Origin of the sequence: Micromonospora noduli (genome assembly GCF_003264475.1) — a bacterium.
Taxonomy (GTDB): domain Bacteria; phylum Actinomycetota; class Actinomycetes; order Mycobacteriales; family Micromonosporaceae; genus Micromonospora; species Micromonospora noduli.
The window spans coordinates 165,149-180,677 of sequence record NZ_PYAC01000033.1 but is presented as its reverse complement, the minus strand read 5'-3'; the positions used below and the strand labels follow the sequence as shown (position 1 = coordinate 180,677).

Below are 15,529 nucleotides of genomic sequence, written 5' to 3'. Positions count from 1 at the left end.
CGGCGTGCTCCGACACGCCCGTGGTCGGTGCGCCCGGGTCGGCGCGACGGTAGCGTGGGGACGTGCTTCCGGTCGCGTTCACCTGTCCGCTGTGGTGGGTGGCGCGCTGGGCGACTCGGGTGCTGACCAGCCTCGCCGTCGTCGCGGCCCTGGCGCTCGGCGCAGGCCCGGCCACGGCCGCCACGCCAACACCCGGCCCGGTGCCGACGTCGAGCGCGGTGCCAGCCTCGGTCGCCGCCGGGTCGCTGACGGCCTGCTACCGCCACTCCGAGGCACACGGTGCGGCCCGCCCGGCCCCGGCGATACCGCCGGAGGCCGCCGAGGAGTCGGTCCCGACGTGGTCGGTCGACACGCCGGTGGCGCTCCCCGACGATCAGGGCACCATCGCGGCCGGCGTGCTGCCGGTCCGCGCGGCCGAATCTGACCGGCCGTCCCTCGTCGACGCAGCGGGTGGTCGGGCTTCCCGGGCTCCACCCGGGCGCTGAGCCACCGGGACGACCGTCCCGACACCGCGCCCTGTCGACCCACCCGCCCCCTGACCCGCCGATCCGTGGCCCGCCGTGGCCCACTGGTCGGCGCGGCTCCCCATCGCACTGCTCTCTCCCCGAGGTGCCGACCATGGAGACCGTCGTCTTCTACCAGTTCGTGACCGAGATGCCGCGGGCCGCCGCCATCTGGTCGACGCTGTTCCTGCTGACCCTGGGCCTGCTCGCCGTGCTGGCCGCCCGCCCCGAACGGGACCGGCCAACTGACGACCCGCTCCCGGCCGGGCCCACTCCTCGGGAGCTGGCCGCCGCCGAGGCCGTCGACAGGCGCCGCTACGCCGAGGAGGTCGCCGTCGCCGCGGCCGGCGCGGCCACCACCGCCAAGCGACGACGCGCCGCCTGGCTGACCGCTCAGGAGCAGCTGGAGCAGGCCTGGATCGGGTACGACGAGGCGGACACCGCCGCCCGTCGCTTCGCGGGCGCCGGGGCGCTGCCCACCCCGCAGACCCCGCACACCCCGGCCGAGTACGCCGCCCGGGAACGCTATCTGCACCGGGCGGCGATGGCGGCGTACTGGCGGGGCGACCTGACGATGGCGCAGCTCGGCGACGTGTTCGGGCACCGGCGCGGCTGGGATCCCCGGCGACACCCGGTCGAGCAGGAGGTGCTGATCAGCCGGGTGGTCCGGGATGCGCGGCTGGCCGACTACCAGGTGGCCGCCGACCGTGAGCGGGCCGCCTGGCGCGACGCGGAGTTGGCCGCCGATTCGGCTCGTGCCCTCGCCGAGGAGGCGTACGCCGCGGCGGCCCGGCTACGCCCGACCCTGGTCCCCGCGCGCCGCACGGTGGCCGGGGCGTTGCGTCCCACCGTCGTGGCACGCTGGCGCCCGGCCCGGGCGGGTTGAGCCCAATCCGTGATGTGAGGCCGGTCACCCAATCGGGAAACCGGACGTCCGACGCGATCGGCGGGATTGTTCACGCGATTGTGGCCGCATTCTTTGCGGCCTGTCCGGTTGTCGCCCGCAGGCGTCGCCGTAACCGCTTGTCCCATCGAGTCACATCATCGGCAATACGCGCAGAAATTGTCGCGCCGATTGGGGTTTACGCAGGTGAACCTGGCTTGGCAGGGCGTTGAGACGCCAGTAGTGTCGTGCCGTCCGGTGCGGTAACCGATCGCAAGACGCGACGCCGCATCGACCCGCTTAATCGTGATCAACGAACCGGGGACCCACCAGTAAGTCCGGGGTGAATCCGCGAGCCACGGCCCGCGGTAGGGCGTCTTCCCGCCCGAATCCGTCAGCTAACCCGGTAGGCGGTGTCGGAAGGAGTCCCATCCTCGTGCAGCACCTTTCCACCCCTCGGTTGTTCCCTCGCCTCCACGGCGCGGCGGTGCACCCGCTCATTCGTCGCGTGACGGTGAGCTGACCCCCCGGGTCATCGCCTTCCCCGCCCGGCCGCGCCGGGCGTTCCCCTGAGCGGTTCACCATCCGCGGACCACTGTCCGCGCGCTGGCGCCTGCCCGGATACCGGTCCGGCCCCGGTGTGCCGCTCTCCCCCGATCCGTGGAGGACCCCGTGAAGCACACCCTGCAGCGTCAGCTCCGCCGCCTCGCCACCGAGCGCCCGTACCAGATCGTCGCCGCCTCCGCGGCGGCCCTCGCGATCGCCACCACCACCGGCGCCCTGCTCACCACTGCCGACGACGCCCCGGCCGGCCAGCGCACCGCGACCACTGTCGCCGAGATGCGCAGCGACGTCGCCGCCTCCCGCGGCGAGGCTCGGGACGCGTCCCCCTCGGCCAGCGCCGTGCCGACCACGGCCGCCCCGGCCACCAGCGCCGCGTCGCCCGCCGCCAAGGCCAGCAGCAACCCCGACCTGACCCGGAAGCCGGAGCGGCCGAAGCCGCCCGCGACCAAGGTGCTCGACTACGACTACGAGGCGCAGAACACCTACTACAACTGCGGCCCGGCGGCCACCCGGAACGCGCTCAGCGCCGCCGGCATCGACCGCACACAGCAGGAGCTCGGCGCCGAGCTGGGCACCACCGAGATGGGCACCAACTCGGCCGAGGACACCACGCGGGTGCTCAACGCCGAGGTGAAGGGCTCCCCGTACCGGACCCGGATGTTCCCCGGCGCGCCCAGCCCGGCCCAGATGGACCGCCTCCAGGCCGACGTGGTGAAGGCCATCACCGACGGCCGGGGCGTGGTGGCCAACGTCGTCGGGGACGCCACCGACACCGACGGCGGCTGGCACTCCTACGGCGGCGGGCACTACATCGCCGTGGTGGGCTACAAGGACAACGGTCGCACCGTACGGATCGCCGACTCGGCGAACCCGGCCGACCCGTCGTACTGGATCACCACTATCGACCTGGCCAACTGGATCACCAGCCGGGGCTACTCCGCCTGACCCGGGCACGCTGACCGCCGCGGGCGCCGTCTCCCACAAGGGGCCGGCGCCCGCGGCGTTTGTCCGCGCGGTCCGTCATCGACGGCTCTCGTACCCGGCCGTGAACCGTGGGAGACTGCGGCCGTGGTGGAGAAGACGGGTGGTCACGCCGGCCGCAGGCCGGTCCTGCTGCTGCTGCACGGCATGGGAGCGACCGGGGACGTGTGGTTGCCCTGGGCCCCGTACCTTGAGCAGCACTGGCCCGGGCGGTGGCTGGCACCGGACCTCGCCGGCCACGGCTGGGCGTCGCCGCTGCCGTCGTACTCCTTCGCGGGCTTCGCCCAGCAGGTCGCGCAGGCCCTCGCTCCCGACGACCGGCTCGTCGTGCTCGGGCACTCGCTGGGTGGGGTGGTCGGCCTGGCGCTGGCCGCCCGCGACGCCGGAACGCCGGTGGACGCGGTCGTCGGGCTGGGCATCAAGGCGCTCTGGTCACCCGATGAGCTGACCCGCGCGGCCGAGGTCGCCGCCCGCCCGGTGAGCTGGTTCGCCAGCCGCACCGAGGCGGCTCGCCGCTACCTGCGGGTCTCCGGGCTGGCCGGCCTGGTCCCGCCGGACCACCCCGTGGTGGACGCCGGGCTGCGCCAGGTCGACGGCCGGTGGCGCCTCGCCATGGACCCGACCGCCTTCGCCGTCGGCGAGCCCGACCTGACCGCGCTGCTGGCGGCGACCGACGTGCCGGTGGTGCTGGCGCGCGGGGAGAACGATCCGATGGTCACCGACGAACAGCTCAAGGAGTACGGCGTACCGGTCGCCACGCTGCCCGGTCTCGGGCACAACGCGCACGTGGAGGACCCGGCGGCGGTGCTGGCGCTGCTGGACCCGTACCGCTGAGCGGTCAGGGCGGCCGGCCTCGGCTCGACCGCCCTTATGAAACAGACCCTACGCCGGTGTGGACGCGGTCAGTGTCTCAGCCGGTGCCAGCTCCCGGCGGGCAGCGGTCAGGAACGCCTCAGCGTACGACTCGGCCGGGAAGTCACCCAGGTAGCGGCGGCGGGTGGCCCAGCGGGCCTCGGCCAGCGGATCGGTGTCCAGCAGTGCGGTCAGCACCTCGTCCACGTTGGACATGTCCCGGCGCAGCACGTAACCCGACCCGGCCAGCGGGAACCGCTCCACGAACCGGTCGCCCTCGTCGCCCATGTCGGTGACCGCGTACGGCTTGCCGGAGTAGAGGAAGTCCGAGATCACGCCGGACACGTCGGAGACCAGCGCGTCGGCGGTGTTGACGCACTCGGTCAGGCTCAGCTCCCGAGCCGCCGCGCCGACCAGGTGCTGGCGGCCGGTGCGGGCCCGGTCTGCGACGAGCAACTCGGTCAGGCGGCCCACTTGGCGGGCTGATGCCGGGTTCTGCGCGGTGTACGGGTGGGCCCGCAGGATCACCGTCGCGCCGCGCTCCAATAGTCGGCGCAGCAGGCTTTCGGCCACCGGCAGCGAGCAGTAGTCGGCGTCGGCGTGGTGCCCGGTCCAGGTCGGCGTATAGAGCACCGTCGGGTGCGCCAACCCTCTTGCGGGCTCCGGGCGTACCTCGATCGACTCGACCTGTGGGCGACCCACCACCACGAACTTGTCCGCCGGGATCTGCACTCCGGCGCGGGCGTACCGGTCGATCGCCGCCTGCCCGGCCACGAAGATCCGATCGAAGATCCCCGACACCGGGTTGGCGCTCGGCGCCTTGTCGCTGTCGCCGTGGTGCAGCTGGATGTGGGTGAGCTGGGTGAATCGGACGCAGTGGCTGTTCTTCGCACCGTGGTTGACGTAGAACGCCGCCCGCAGGCTCGGCACCAACGCCTCGTCTATCGCCTGCAGGGTGGGGCAGTAGACCACCGGCGCGTCGGTGGCTGCCGCGATCGGTGCCAGGAACTCCGGCTCACGCAGCACGACCAGGAACGGCCGGCCGATCCGTTCCAGGTACGGCAGCCACATGGTGACCTGGTATTCCGAGCCGGGAGGCGCGGAGAAGTAGAGCAGGAACTCCGGCTGGTGCCGGCGCAGCGCGGCGGTAACCGACCCGCCACCGGCCCGCGGCCGGAACCGCCGCCGGGCGAGGTCCAGTGCGACCGCACCGGCGCCCGCGCCGACCAGCAGGCTGGCGGCCAGCGCCACACCGGTCGGCAGGGCGAGCGCGGCGGCGAGCGCCAGGGCGGCGAGCAGCCCGAGCAGGGCCGTGCCGAGCCGGTCGGCGATCAGCGGCGTCCAGGCGCGTACCGGCAGGTTGGCCGCCCGGATCTCCAGACCGCCGGCGGTGCGCAGCGGCCCCACCAGCAGCACCAGCCCCAGCAGGACCAGCCCCGTGGCGACCAGCGCGAGGTTGAGCCCGTCGTCCAGCCGCCGGGAGTAACCGACCAGGATCGCCGCGGCGATCAACGTGGTCTCCGCCACCAGGTCGGCGCCGGGCCGGATCCGCTGCTCGGCGGCCGAGGCGGCCAGCGCGGCGACGGCCAACGCCAGCCCCCAGCCGGTGGCGCCGGTCAGCGCCAGCACGACAAAGGCCAGCACGGCCAACCCGGTGGTCAGGCACCGGGCGGCCAGTTTTCGGACCAGGTCGCCGCGCATGTCGCTCCGTTCGTGGTTCCGCAGCCGTCGGCGTCAGTTCGCGGACGTCGCGCCGGCCGGCGTCTCGACCCGACCCGACCCGGACTGCGCCGGCACGCTCGGCGTGGGCCCGTCACCGGGTGCCCGCCGTACGTCGATCACCTGACCGGTCAGGTCGGAGATCAGCACGTCCAGCGACGACTGGGCGACGGCCTCCGCGGCGAGCAGGGTGTGCTCCGGCTCCTCGCCGAAGGCCCGCGTCCGCATCGGCGTGGCGGTGCGCTCCGGGTTGATGCAGTTGACGCGGACGCCCACGTCGGCCCACTCGTCAGCGAGCGCCTGGGTGAGGTTGACCAGGGCGGCCTTGGTGGCCGAGTAGAGCGCGTAGCGGGCCCGGCCCCGGGTGTAGGAGCTGGAGGTGTAGAGCAGCAACTGGCCCTTGGTCTGCTGCAGGTACGGGAGGGCCTGGCGGGCGATGGTCACCGGGCCGACGAAGTTGACCTGGAGCACCCGGTCCATGGTCTCCTCGTCCATCTCGGCGAGGGCGCCCTTCTCCAGGATGCCGGCGGTGACCACCACGTGGTCGATCCGGCCGGTGGCCTCGAAGGCGGTCGTCAGCGCGGCCTCGACGTCCTCGGCCCGCTCCACGTGGGTGCCCGTGCTGGAACGGCTGAACGGAAAGACCTGGGCGCCGTAGCGCCGGGCCAGCTCGGCCAACTCGTGGCCGATGCCGTAGCTGCCGCCGAACACCACGATGGTCCGGCCGGTCAGCTCCTCGCTGTAGCTGCGGTGGTCGGTCAGTCGGGGCGCCTGCGCGGCGGCGAGCTGGAAGAGCTTGTCCGCCAGGTGCACGTCGACCGGGTGGGTGACCTTGATGTTCTCGTCCGAACCGTCGATCACCTTGATCGGGGTGCCGGGAAGGTAGCGCAGCACCACGCCACAGTCGTCGGTGGCGGCGAAGTCCGGGTCGTCCTCGGCGATCTGGTACGCCGCCCGGATCGTGGGGGAGCGGAACGCCTGCGGGGTCTGACCACGGCGCAGCCGGGAGCGCACCGGGATGTCGGTGATGCAGTCGTTGTCGTCAACCTGGATGATCGTGTCCGCGGAGGGGATGGCCACGTCCACGGCGTCGTAGCTCCAGAGCGCGTTGACGCACTCGCGCACGATCCGGCCGCTGAGCAGCGGGCGTACCGCGTCGTGGAAGAGGATGTTGCAGTCTTCCGGGCCGACCGCGTCCAGCGCGATCCGGGTGGTGGCGTTGCGGGTGTCACCGCCCTCGATCACCTTGGTGACCTTGCGCAGGCCGGCCTTCTCGACGATCTGCTGGGCGTCCTCGACGTGGCCGGTGGCCATCAGCACGATGATCTCGTCGATCTCCGGTGCCGCCTCGAAGACCGCGAGGGTGTGCTCGATGATCGGCTTACCGGCGATCTTCAGCAGCTGCTTCGGGATGCCGAGCCCCAGCCGCGTCCCGGTGCCGCCGGCCAGAACCACCGCCACTGTCCGCGAGGGCCGCCACGGCGTCGGGGTCTCCGCTTCGGCGTCCGGGCCAGGGGTCTGGTCCTGCGTCATTGCCGGATCCTCACTCTCAGGGATGCGTTAACGGAAGGTTCCGCCCGAGCGGCGACGGAATGAACCTTAACGCGCGGACCGCGTCGCCCCAACGCGGGTGACGCGGTCCTCGGGTGCCATGTCGATGCCGGACGTTCGCCGGAACTCTACTTGCTGTTCGCGTATGCCTCGTACGCCCGGATGACCTCGTCGGTGGGGCCATCCATCCGGATGACGCCCGATTCCAGCCAGATCGTCCGTTCGCAGGTGTCCCGTACGGAGGAGAGCTGGTGGCTGACCAGGAACACCGTCCCCGCGCCCTCCCGCAGCTCCCGCACCCGCTGCTCGCTGCGCCTACGGAAGCCCTTGTCGCCGGTGGCGAGCGCCTCGTCGATGAGCAGCACGTCGTGCTTCTTGGCGGCGGCGATGGAGAACCGCAGCCGGGCCGCCATGCCCGACGAGTACGTCCGCATCGGCAGGCTGGCGAAGTCACCCCGCTCGTTGATCCCGGAGAAGTCGATGATTCCCGCGGCCTGCTTGGCCACGTCATCGGGATGCATGCCCATGGCCAGGCACCCGAGGACGACGTTGCGCTCCCCGGAGAGGTCGTTGAGCAGGGCGGCGTTGACGCCCAGCAGCGACGGCTGCCCCTGGGTGTGGATGGCCCCCCGGTTCACCGGCAGCAGACCGGCGATGGCCCGCAGGATGGTGGACTTGCCGGAGCCGTTGCTGCCGATCAGCCCGATCGCCTCGCCCCGGTACGCGGTGAACGAGATGCCCTTGACCGCATGCACCTCCCGGACGTTCGGCGCGTGGGTGCGCTTGACCAGCCGGCGCAGCGCGGCCACCGGCGTGGTGCCACCGGCGGCACCCTGGTGCACCCGGTAGATGATGTGCGCGTCGTCCACGACCACTGTCGGGATGCGCTCCTGGGTTCGGGTCATCGTCGCGCTCGCCTCGGTGGGGGCGTCGAAGTGATCAACCACGGCCGTACTCCTGTTCGCCGCGCCAGAAGTAGATGAAACCGCCGATGCCGGCGACCAGCGCCCAACCGGCGCCGACCAGCCAGAGCTGGGTCAGCGACTCGTTGAGCAGCGGGGCCTCCTCGAGCAGCGAGTACCGTGCCAGCTCGATGTAGACCAGCAGCGGGTTGTACTGCACCACTGTCGTCGCCCAGCCGGGCAGCCGGTCGAAGAGGCTGACGCTGTAGAGGACGCCGGAGCCGTACATCCAGGTACGCATGATGAACGGCATGACCTGCTTCAGGTCGCTCGACTTGGCGCCCAGTCGGGCCACCAGCAGCACCACGCCGGCGTTGAACACCGCCTGCAGCAGCAGCGCCGGCACCAGCAGCAACCACTCCCAGGTGAGCGGCTCGCCGGTGACCAGCACGATGCCGACCAGCACCACCATCGAGGCCAGCAGTTGCTGGAACTGGGTGATCGTGGTGGACAGCGGCAGGCTGGCCCGGGGGAAGTGCAGCGCCCGGATCAGCCCCAGGTTGCTGCTGATCGACTGGGTGCCGGCCAGAACCGCGCTCTGGGTGAAGTTGAAGATGAACAACCCGGTGGTCAGGTAGGCGATGAAGTTCGGGATGCTGTTCTGTGCAAGCACCACCCCGAAGATCAGGTAGTAGACCGCCGCGTTGGTGAGCGGGGTGAGCACCTGCCAGAGCTGACCCAGCTTGGCGTTGCTGTACGAGGCGACGAGCTTGGCATTGGCGTACGCGGCGATGAAGTGCCGGTAGGCCCAGAGTCGGCGGCTGTACTCGACGAGGCTGGGTCGCTCACCGGCGACCCGTAGCCCGTGCCGAGCGGCCAGCTGCGCCTGGGTCAGGCCCGTGTCGGGGTCGACCAGCGCGGTGGTGGCCATGGAAATGGCGCTCCGATCTTTCGTGCAGACGGGGGTTGCTCGCGACGATCGAATCCTAGTGGGAAATTTGCGCGGGGCGCCGCCTCGTCGCTGCGAGGACAGTAGTCCGAAACACGTCGGGACGCAACCGTACCGTCGTTGCGCTACGCTATCCGGCGTGACCTGCGATAAGAGCCCTCGATGACCACCGAGAAGAGGCGGGCGCCGGCCGGCGCGGCGGTGCTGCGCGACGAGATCACCACGGCGATCCGCCGGGCGCTGATGCAGGAGCTCGCCGCTGTCGGCTACGGCCGGCTCTCCATCGAGGCGGTGGCCCGGCGGGCCGGCGTCAGCAAGACGGCGATCTACCGACGGTGGAGCTCGAAGCTCGATCTGGTGCTGGAGGTCGTCGCCGCTGCGGCACACGGCAAGCTCCCCGCACTGGACACCGGCACGCTGCGCGGTGATCTCGCGCTGCTGTTCCAGGCGGTGGCGCACGCGCTGCGCCACCCACTGGCGTCGCAGATCATTCCGGATCTCCTGGCCGAGGCCGCCCGCAACCCCAGCATCGACGCGACCCTGCGTCAGGTGCTGCACGCCCGGCAGCAGGAGATCGGCGGTCACCTGGTCACCCGGGCCGTGCAGCGTGGCGAACTGCCCGCCGACACGGAGCTGGACGCCGCCGTCGACCTCATCGTGGGGCCGCTCTACTGGCGGCTCGCCATCGCCCGTCTCCCACTGACCGACAGCTACCTCGACAATCTGGTCGAATCCGTGGCGGCCGGGCTCGGCGCCGACAGCGCGCTGCCCCGCCCGCGGGCGGCACCGATGGCGGGTTGACCAGCTCCCCGACACCCGGTCGTCGGCAGCAACGGCCCCCCTGCCCGATTCCGCTACGCTGCCCCCTTGACACCCGGCCGTCACCGTGCCGACGCCCCTCATCCGCCCGACGAGTAAGGACGCCCGTGGCCAACGTCGACAGCATCGCCGTAGCGCCCGCCGAACCGGATCCGACGCCGCGGCCCGGGCAGGCATCCCGGCCCGCCGACGCCCGCACCGGGCTGTCCCGGGTACGCGCGCTGGTGGCCGTCGCCCCGGCGGTGCTCACCGATGGTGCGGTGATCGCATTCGCGCTCTTCACAGTGCTCTACCACCTGGCCTTCCTGGGTGACCTGCGTCCGTCGGTCACCTTCCGGATCTGGCTGCTGGCCTGTGTGGTGCTCGCGGTCGTGGCCGTGCTGCGCGCCCGCCGCCGCGCCCCGGCCGACAGCGCCCCGGCCGACAGCGTGTCGGCGGCACGGGAGGAGCCCGTCAGCGCGCGGCCCGCCGCCGACCGTCGCCTGCTGATCGGTGTGCTGGTCGCCGCCGCCGTGGCCGCCGTCTCCGCCGGTCTGGCCAACACCAGCGTCAACGTCTCCTGGTGGATCCCGGCCGTGTCCGGCCTGCTCGCGGCCGTCGGCGGGCTGCTGCTGGTGCGCCAGGCCTGGCTGAACGGCCCGACGCCCACGCCGGCCGCCCCGGCGCCCACCCCGGCGCAGTCGGCGTACGCGCTGGTCGTCTCGGTCCTGGTCGGCATCTCGTCGTTCTTCATGGCCCGCAACACCCCGGACGACGTCTACTACGTCGGCAAGTCGGTGTGGATCGCCGAGCGTGACCTGATCCCGCTCAACGACTTCCTGTTCTCCGAGAACGTGCTGCCGTCGATGGGTTCGCAGCCGCCCATCCCGTCGATCGAGGTGTTCGACGGCGCGTTCGCCAACGTCATCGGCATCCACGCCAGCTCGGCCCTCTGGTACGTGCTGCTGCCGATCATGGCGGTGCTCGCAGCGCTGGCGCTGTGGCGGCTGACGCACCGGTGGGCCCCGCGCCGTCCGGTGCTCGCCTTCACCGTGGCGATCGCGTACCTCTACCTCGTCGCGGGCGGGGACGCCGCACTGGGCACGTTCCACATTCCCCGGCTGCACGAGGGCAAGGGCATGTTCGTCTCGGCGGTCATCCCGCTGATGTGGCTCTACCTGACCGAGTGGTTCGACAACCGGTCGCGGCGCAGCCTGCTGCTCATCGTGGCGCTCTCGATCACCGCGATCGGGCTCACCAACACCGCGGCGATCATCCTGCCGATGCTGGTCGGCGCCGCCGGGTTCGCCATGCTGCTGGTCGGCCGGTGGAAGGCCGCCGTGGTCGCGGCGGTCGCCGCCCTCGCGTACCCGATCGGCTCGCTGGTGGTCTCCCGCCTGCTGCTCGGCGGGATGAGCGCGACCGGCGCGGACGACGCCTTCTTCGACGCGGCGTACACCTACCGGCGGACCCTGCTGTTCGGCGTGGTCGGGGTGATCAGCGGTCTGGCGCTGTGGTGCGGCGCGTTGATCGCCCGTCGGCGTACGCCCGCGCTGCTCGCCGCCGGCGCCGCCCTAGCGCTGAGCGTGTTGTTCGTGCCCGGCGTGCTGGAGTTGCTGAGCGCGTTGAGCGGCATCTCGGTGGTGCTCTGGCGCGTGCCGTGGCTGCTCGCCCTGCCGACGCTGATCGGTCTGCTCTGCACGGTGCGCGTGCCGGCACCGACCCGGGCGCTGCGCCGGGCGGCGTCCGGGGGGATCGCGGTGCTGCTGGTCGCCTCGTTCGCGTTGTTCGCCACGCCGATGTGGTCGCCGAAGAGCTGGGTCGAGGTGCACGACCGCCCCACCTGGAAGCTTCCGCAGCAGCGTCAGGCGATCGCGTTCTGGATCAAGGACCTGGACCGTCCCCAGGGCCTGCTGCTCGCCCCGAAGACGATCATGCGCACCACGCCGATCGTCACCAGCGAGGTCCGGGTTGTCCTGCCCCGTGACTTCTACCTCGTCGAGTACGACCTCAACTCCCAGTTCGCCAAGGACCGACTGCTGCTCGCCGGCTTCGCGGACGGCGCCGCCAGCCCGACGCCGGCCGAGTTGAAGCCGGCACTGGACCGCCTCGACGTGGGCACAATCTGCGTCTACAACGGCAACCGGTACGCCCGCGACACCGCGCCGCAGCTGGGTTACCAGGAGTTCGCCAAGCGCAAGGCGCCCGGCGCCATGACCTGCTTCCGGCGGGTCGGCTGAGCGCTTCACCCGCACCGAGCGCCCGGCCCCGTGGTGGGGTCGGGCGCGCCCCGGTGCGGAACTTTGCCCGAAATGGTGCCGGATACCCGAGCGACACCGAGCTGTCCCCTCGCGTTAAGGTCGCAGTCACACGCAGCCGGCCGCTACTGAGCCGCTGTGCGACGGGGGAGTGACGTCGGTCCATCACGGGCACCGCCCGCAACGAAATCTCGTAGGGAGCGAACTCGTTTGTTCGGCACGTTGACAGGACGCCTCGGTGTGGCCGCCCAGAGTGCGCTACTGGTCCTGGCCTACCTGGTCATGCTCGTCGGTGGCGTATTCGGTTGGATCGGCCTGTTCGCCGTCGCCGGGTTGGCCGCCATCTTCGGCGAGTTCGCCGTCGCCCGCTGGTCTCCGCCGTCGCAGCTGCTGCTGGAGAAGGTGGGCCTGCACTGGTCGTACCGGCAGCTGACCCGGGACCTCGCCGCCGTGTTGCTGGTCGTTGCCGAGGTGCGGCTCAGCGGTGGCGAGCTGACCCTGCTGCTGGTGCTGCCGGCCGCGGTGTGGGTCGTGTCGGTCTTCGCCGGTGCGCTCTCCACCATGATCGAGCGGCGTAACCCGCTCTCCGCCATGGTGCGCAACATCGAGCTGGGTCCACTGTCCAGCGCCCCCCAACCACCCGCCTGGGCGGCGGCGGTCGCCGGTGACCGGATGCCCCTGCTCAACCTGCTGCTGGTGCCGGCCGGCGTGGCCGCCGCGGTGCAGCACGATCCGACGCCGTTCTTCGCGGCCGGCGCGGTGGCGGTCGTGGCGACCGGTCTGGTGGGCGCCATCATCGCGCTGACCTGGCTCCGGGGTCGGGGCGCCGGGCAGGGCCCGCTGCTGCCGGCGGTCCAGCGCTGGCTGGACAACTACCGGCCGGAGGTGGCGCTCTACTTCGCCGGCCCGGCCAAGGACGTCTACCAGGCGAACATGTGGCTCGCCCCGACCGAGGCGCTCCAGCAGCGCGCGGTGGTGCTGATGCGCAGCCGGGAGGCGTTCCTGGAGTTGGCCGACACCCGGCTGCCGGTGATCTGCGTACCGGCCGGCGTCGACTTCATGAACCTCGACCTCGGCGGCATCCGCGCGGCGCTCTACTCCGCAAACGTCGGCGCGAACATCCACATGCTCCGCGAGCCGGGTACGAAGCACGTCTTCGTCGGGCACGGCGACAGCGACAAGCAGGCCAGCGTCAACCCCTACAGCAAGGTGTACGACGAGGTCTGGGTCGCCGGCCTGGCCGGCCGGGAGCGCTACGCGCGGGCCGGTGTGGGTGTGCTCGACCAGGACATCGTCGAGATCGGCCGGCCGCAGCTCGCCGGTGTGCACACCTTCGGCGCCGAGTCGGTGGACCGGCCGTTCACAGTGCTCTACGCGCCCACCTGGGAGGGCTGGCTCGACGACGACCCGTACCACACCTCGCTGGTGCTGATGGGTGAGCGGATCGTCAAGGGACTGCTCGCCACGAACCCCCGGGTCCGCCTGATCTACAAGCCGCACCCGCTCACCGGGTCGCGGTCCAAGGCGGCGAAGGCCGTGCACGAACGGGTCGTCACGGCGATCCGCGCCGCCGGCGGCAACCCGGACGCGTCCTCGCTGGACGGCACCGCGCACCTGGTGGTCACCGGCCGCACGCCGGCGCTGTTCGACTGCTTCAACCAGACCGATCTGCTGATCAGCGACGTGTCCAGTGTGGTGTCCGACTTCGTGCAGAGCCAGCGGCCGTACGTGGTGGCCAACCCGGCCGGCCTGTCGGAGGACGACTTCCGCCGCGAGTACCCGACGGCGCGGGCCGCGTACTTGCTCTCCAAGGACTGCGGCGAGCTGGAGAAGATCGTGTCGGTCACCCGGGCCGGCGACGACCCGATGACCGAGGCCCGCCGGGAGCTGAAGACCTACCTGCTCGGCCCCGCCGAGGCGAACCCGATGGACCGGTTCCAGCAGGAGATCGACCGGCTCTGCCACTGAGCCCCGTCACTACGGCATCGCGCCCGGCCCGACACTGTCGGGCCGGGCGCGTCCGTGTCAGCCAGCAGCGCGGCCACCGGGTCAGCCCAGCAGGGCGGCCACCGCGTCGGCAGCCGGAAGGTCCGCCGGCAACGCCCGCGCCGCCACCACCGCCGTGACCGGCAGCGGGCCGTACACGTGCGGGAAGAGCTGCCCGCCGCGTGACGGCTCCCACCGCAGCGCGTCGCCCAGTCGCTCCTCCTCGACGCTGAGCAGTGTCAACCTGGTCGCCCCGGTGAAGTACCGCCGCGCCGTCTCGACCACCTGGTCGGCGCCGGAGAGATGGATGAACCCGTCCTGCCGGTCCACCGCGGAGCCGGTGAAGGCACCGGCGGCGAGGGCGTCGTCCCATTCGGCGCTCGACAGCAGTTTGTAGATCACCACAGCAGCGTACGGGGCCGTGGTCGGCGCGCCCGCCCGGTTTTCGCCGGTACCGCCGCGCCCGTCGCCTCCCGCCGGGCATGCTCAGGTCAAGGGCCGCGGAGGGATGGGCGATGCAGAGCTACGACGACGACTGGACCGACAGCCAGCGCGCGCTGTACGACGAGTGCTACCAGGCCGGCGGCGAGTGGGCCGATGACCCGGACACGTCGTCCGACGACGTGCAGCACGTGATCAACCTTGCCGAGGCGGACGATGACGCCCTCCAGGATGCCGAAATCGACTATCCGGCCCTGGTCGACGCGGTCACGCAGGCCAGCGGGGTCAACGTCACCAGCGTGCCGGCCAGCCACGAGGACCCGGGCTTCCGCGGGTTCACCGACGGCGTCCGGGACGCTGTCGCCGACGACACCTTCGGCCTGTAGCGGCCGGTAGCCCGCCCAGCGCGGGTGGGCGGCCTCCCGGTCCCCGCGCACTTCTGCCACCATTCGCAGAACAGCGCTGCGAGGGACGGGGGCACGGGTGCGGATCCTGCTGGTGGAGGACGACCGCCGGGTGGCCGCTGCGCTGTCCTCCGCCCTCACCCGCCGGGGGTACGAGGTCGAGCACGCCGCCACCGTCGCCGCGGCGCTCTCCGCCGCCCCCTGTGACCTGGTGCTGCTCGACCTGACCCTGCCCGACGGGGACGGCACGGACCTGTGCCGGGAGCTGCGTCGGCGCAGCAGTCAGCTCGGCATCATCGCGGTGACCGCCCGGGGCGAGGAACGTGACCGGGTGCTGGGTCTGCGCCTGGGCGCTGACGACTACGTGGTCAAGCCGTTCTCGATGGTGGAGTTGCAGGCCCGGATCGAGGCGGTGCTGCGCCGCGCCGCGAACGCCGCGCCCGAGCGGCACCTCATCGAGGCCGGGCCGGTCCGCATCGACGTGGCCGCGCGGACGGTGACCGTCGACGGCCGCGCCGTCACGTTGACCCGCAAGGAGTTCGACGTGCTGCTCTCGCTGGCCCGCCAGCCCGGGGTGGCGGTGCCCCGCGATCGGATCCTGCTCGACGCCTGGGGCACCACCTGGGCCGACCGGCACACCGTCGAGGTGCACGTCGGGTCGCTGCGCGGCAAGCTCGGCGACGCCCGCCTGGTGGAGACCGTACGCGGCGTCGGCTACCGGCTGCGCGACGCGTGAGG

The 15,529-nt window shown here is 72.0% G+C and carries 14 protein-coding genes and 1 riboswitch; of the genes, 9 read left to right on the top strand and 5 right to left on the bottom strand.

Annotation, left to right across the window (positions count from 1 at the left end):
• Window positions 1-62: 62 nt before the first annotated feature.
• The 4 genes from MED15_RS25455 to MED15_RS25440 all read left to right on the top strand — a co-directional run bounded on the left by MED15_RS25455 (window position 63) and on the right by MED15_RS25440 (window position 3,765).
• Complete coding sequence (locus tag MED15_RS25455) at window positions 63-485, top strand: hypothetical protein (protein WP_112737124.1); 423 nt, start codon at window positions 63-65, stop codon at window positions 483-485.
• Between the two features lie 133 nt (window positions 486-618).
• On the top strand, window positions 619-1,389 hold the full coding sequence (locus tag MED15_RS25450) for a hypothetical protein (RefSeq protein ID WP_112731674.1): 771 nt from the start codon (window positions 619-621) through the stop codon (window positions 1,387-1,389).
• 284 nt (window positions 1,390-1,673) lie between these two features.
• A riboswitch (cyclic di-AMP (ydaO/yuaA leader) is annotated at window positions 1,674-1,814 on the top strand.
• A gap of 232 nt (window positions 1,815-2,046) precedes the next feature.
• A complete protein-coding gene (locus tag MED15_RS25445) occupies window positions 2,047-2,895 on the top strand; it encodes a C39 family peptidase (RefSeq protein WP_181541904.1) in 849 nt (282 codons plus the stop codon).
• A gap of 123 nt (window positions 2,896-3,018) precedes the next feature.
• Window positions 3,019-3,765 carry an alpha/beta fold hydrolase gene (locus tag MED15_RS25440; RefSeq protein ID WP_112585537.1) on the top strand — a complete coding sequence of 249 codons (747 nt, stop codon included), beginning with the start codon at window positions 3,019-3,021 and terminating at the stop codon, window positions 3,763-3,765.
• Window positions 3,766-3,813: 48 nt separating this feature from the next.
• Here MED15_RS25440 and MED15_RS25435 read toward each other — a convergent pair whose 3' ends face one another.
• The 4 genes from MED15_RS25435 to MED15_RS25420 all read right to left on the bottom strand — a co-directional run bounded on the left by MED15_RS25435 (window position 3,814) and on the right by MED15_RS25420 (window position 8,886).
• The gene (locus MED15_RS25435) at window positions 3,814-5,484 is read right to left on the bottom strand and encodes a CDP-glycerol glycerophosphotransferase family protein (RefSeq protein ID WP_112737122.1); all 1,671 of its coding nucleotides are present in this window, start codon (window positions 5,482-5,484) and stop codon (window positions 3,814-3,816) included.
• 33 nt (window positions 5,485-5,517) lie between these two features.
• A complete protein-coding gene (locus MED15_RS25430) occupies window positions 5,518-7,035 on the bottom strand; it encodes a bifunctional cytidylyltransferase/SDR family oxidoreductase (RefSeq protein ID WP_112585541.1) in 1,518 nt (505 codons plus the stop codon).
• A gap of 146 nt (window positions 7,036-7,181) precedes the next feature.
• Window positions 7,182-7,958, bottom strand: a complete 777-nt coding sequence (locus MED15_RS25425; RefSeq protein WP_112585647.1) for an ABC transporter ATP-binding protein — start codon at window positions 7,956-7,958, stop codon at window positions 7,182-7,184.
• Between the two features lie 34 nt (window positions 7,959-7,992).
• Complete coding sequence (locus tag MED15_RS25420; RefSeq protein WP_112585543.1) at window positions 7,993-8,886, bottom strand: ABC transporter permease; 894 nt, start codon at window positions 8,884-8,886, stop codon at window positions 7,993-7,995.
• A 180-nt stretch (window positions 8,887-9,066) separates the two neighbouring features.
• Here MED15_RS25420 and MED15_RS25415 point away from each other — a divergent pair, with 180 nt between their 5' ends.
• From MED15_RS25415 to MED15_RS25405, 3 genes are all read left to right on the top strand, one after another.
• Complete coding sequence (locus tag MED15_RS25415) at window positions 9,067-9,705, top strand: TetR/AcrR family transcriptional regulator (protein WP_112601694.1); 639 nt, start codon at window positions 9,067-9,069, stop codon at window positions 9,703-9,705.
• 125 nt (window positions 9,706-9,830) lie between these two features.
• Window positions 9,831-11,942 (top strand): DUF6077 domain-containing protein, encoded by a 2,112-nt coding sequence (locus tag MED15_RS25410; RefSeq protein WP_112601695.1) that lies wholly within the window; start codon window positions 9,831-9,833, stop codon window positions 11,940-11,942.
• Between the two features lie 228 nt (window positions 11,943-12,170).
• Complete coding sequence (locus MED15_RS25405) at window positions 12,171-13,928, top strand: CDP-glycerol glycerophosphotransferase family protein (protein WP_181518463.1); 1,758 nt, start codon at window positions 12,171-12,173, stop codon at window positions 13,926-13,928.
• Between the two features lie 81 nt (window positions 13,929-14,009).
• Here MED15_RS25405 and MED15_RS25400 read toward each other — a convergent pair whose 3' ends face one another.
• Complete coding sequence (locus tag MED15_RS25400; RefSeq protein ID WP_112699791.1) at window positions 14,010-14,348, bottom strand: DUF952 domain-containing protein; 339 nt, start codon at window positions 14,346-14,348, stop codon at window positions 14,010-14,012.
• 113 nt (window positions 14,349-14,461) lie between these two features.
• Between MED15_RS25400 and MED15_RS25395 the strand changes: the two genes are divergently transcribed.
• Both MED15_RS25395 and MED15_RS25390 read left to right on the top strand, forming a co-directional pair.
• Window positions 14,462-14,773 (top strand): hypothetical protein, encoded by a 312-nt coding sequence (locus MED15_RS25395; protein WP_112601696.1) that lies wholly within the window; start codon window positions 14,462-14,464, stop codon window positions 14,771-14,773.
• Window positions 14,774-14,870: 97 nt separating this feature from the next.
• Window positions 14,871-15,527, top strand: coding sequence for a response regulator transcription factor (locus MED15_RS25390; RefSeq protein ID WP_091401433.1), 657 nt, complete (start codon window positions 14,871-14,873; stop codon window positions 15,525-15,527).
• Window positions 15,528-15,529: the final 2 nt, after the last annotated feature.

Excerpts from the sequence above, each read along its gene's own strand:
- MED15_RS25420 (WP_112585543.1), bottom strand. The coding sequence starts at position 8,886 with ATGGCCACCACCGCGCTGGTCGACCCCGACACGGGCCTGACCCAGGCG.
- MED15_RS25415 (WP_112601694.1), top strand. The coding sequence starts at position 9,067 with ATGACCACCGAGAAGAGGCGGGCGCCGGCCGGCGCGGCGGTGCTGCGC.
- MED15_RS25435 (WP_112737122.1), bottom strand. The coding sequence starts at position 5,484 with ATGCGCGGCGACCTGGTCCGAAAACTGGCCGCCCGGTGCCTGACCACC.
- MED15_RS25430 (WP_112585541.1), bottom strand. The coding sequence starts at position 7,035 with ATGACGCAGGACCAGACCCCTGGCCCGGACGCCGAAGCGGAGACCCCG.
- MED15_RS25395 (WP_112601696.1), top strand. The coding sequence starts at position 14,462 with ATGCAGAGCTACGACGACGACTGGACCGACAGCCAGCGCGCGCTGTAC.
- MED15_RS25450 (WP_112731674.1), top strand. The coding sequence starts at position 619 with ATGGAGACCGTCGTCTTCTACCAGTTCGTGACCGAGATGCCGCGGGCC.
- MED15_RS25425 (WP_112585647.1), bottom strand. The coding sequence starts at position 7,958 with ATGACCCGAACCCAGGAGCGCATCCCGACAGTGGTCGTGGACGACGCG.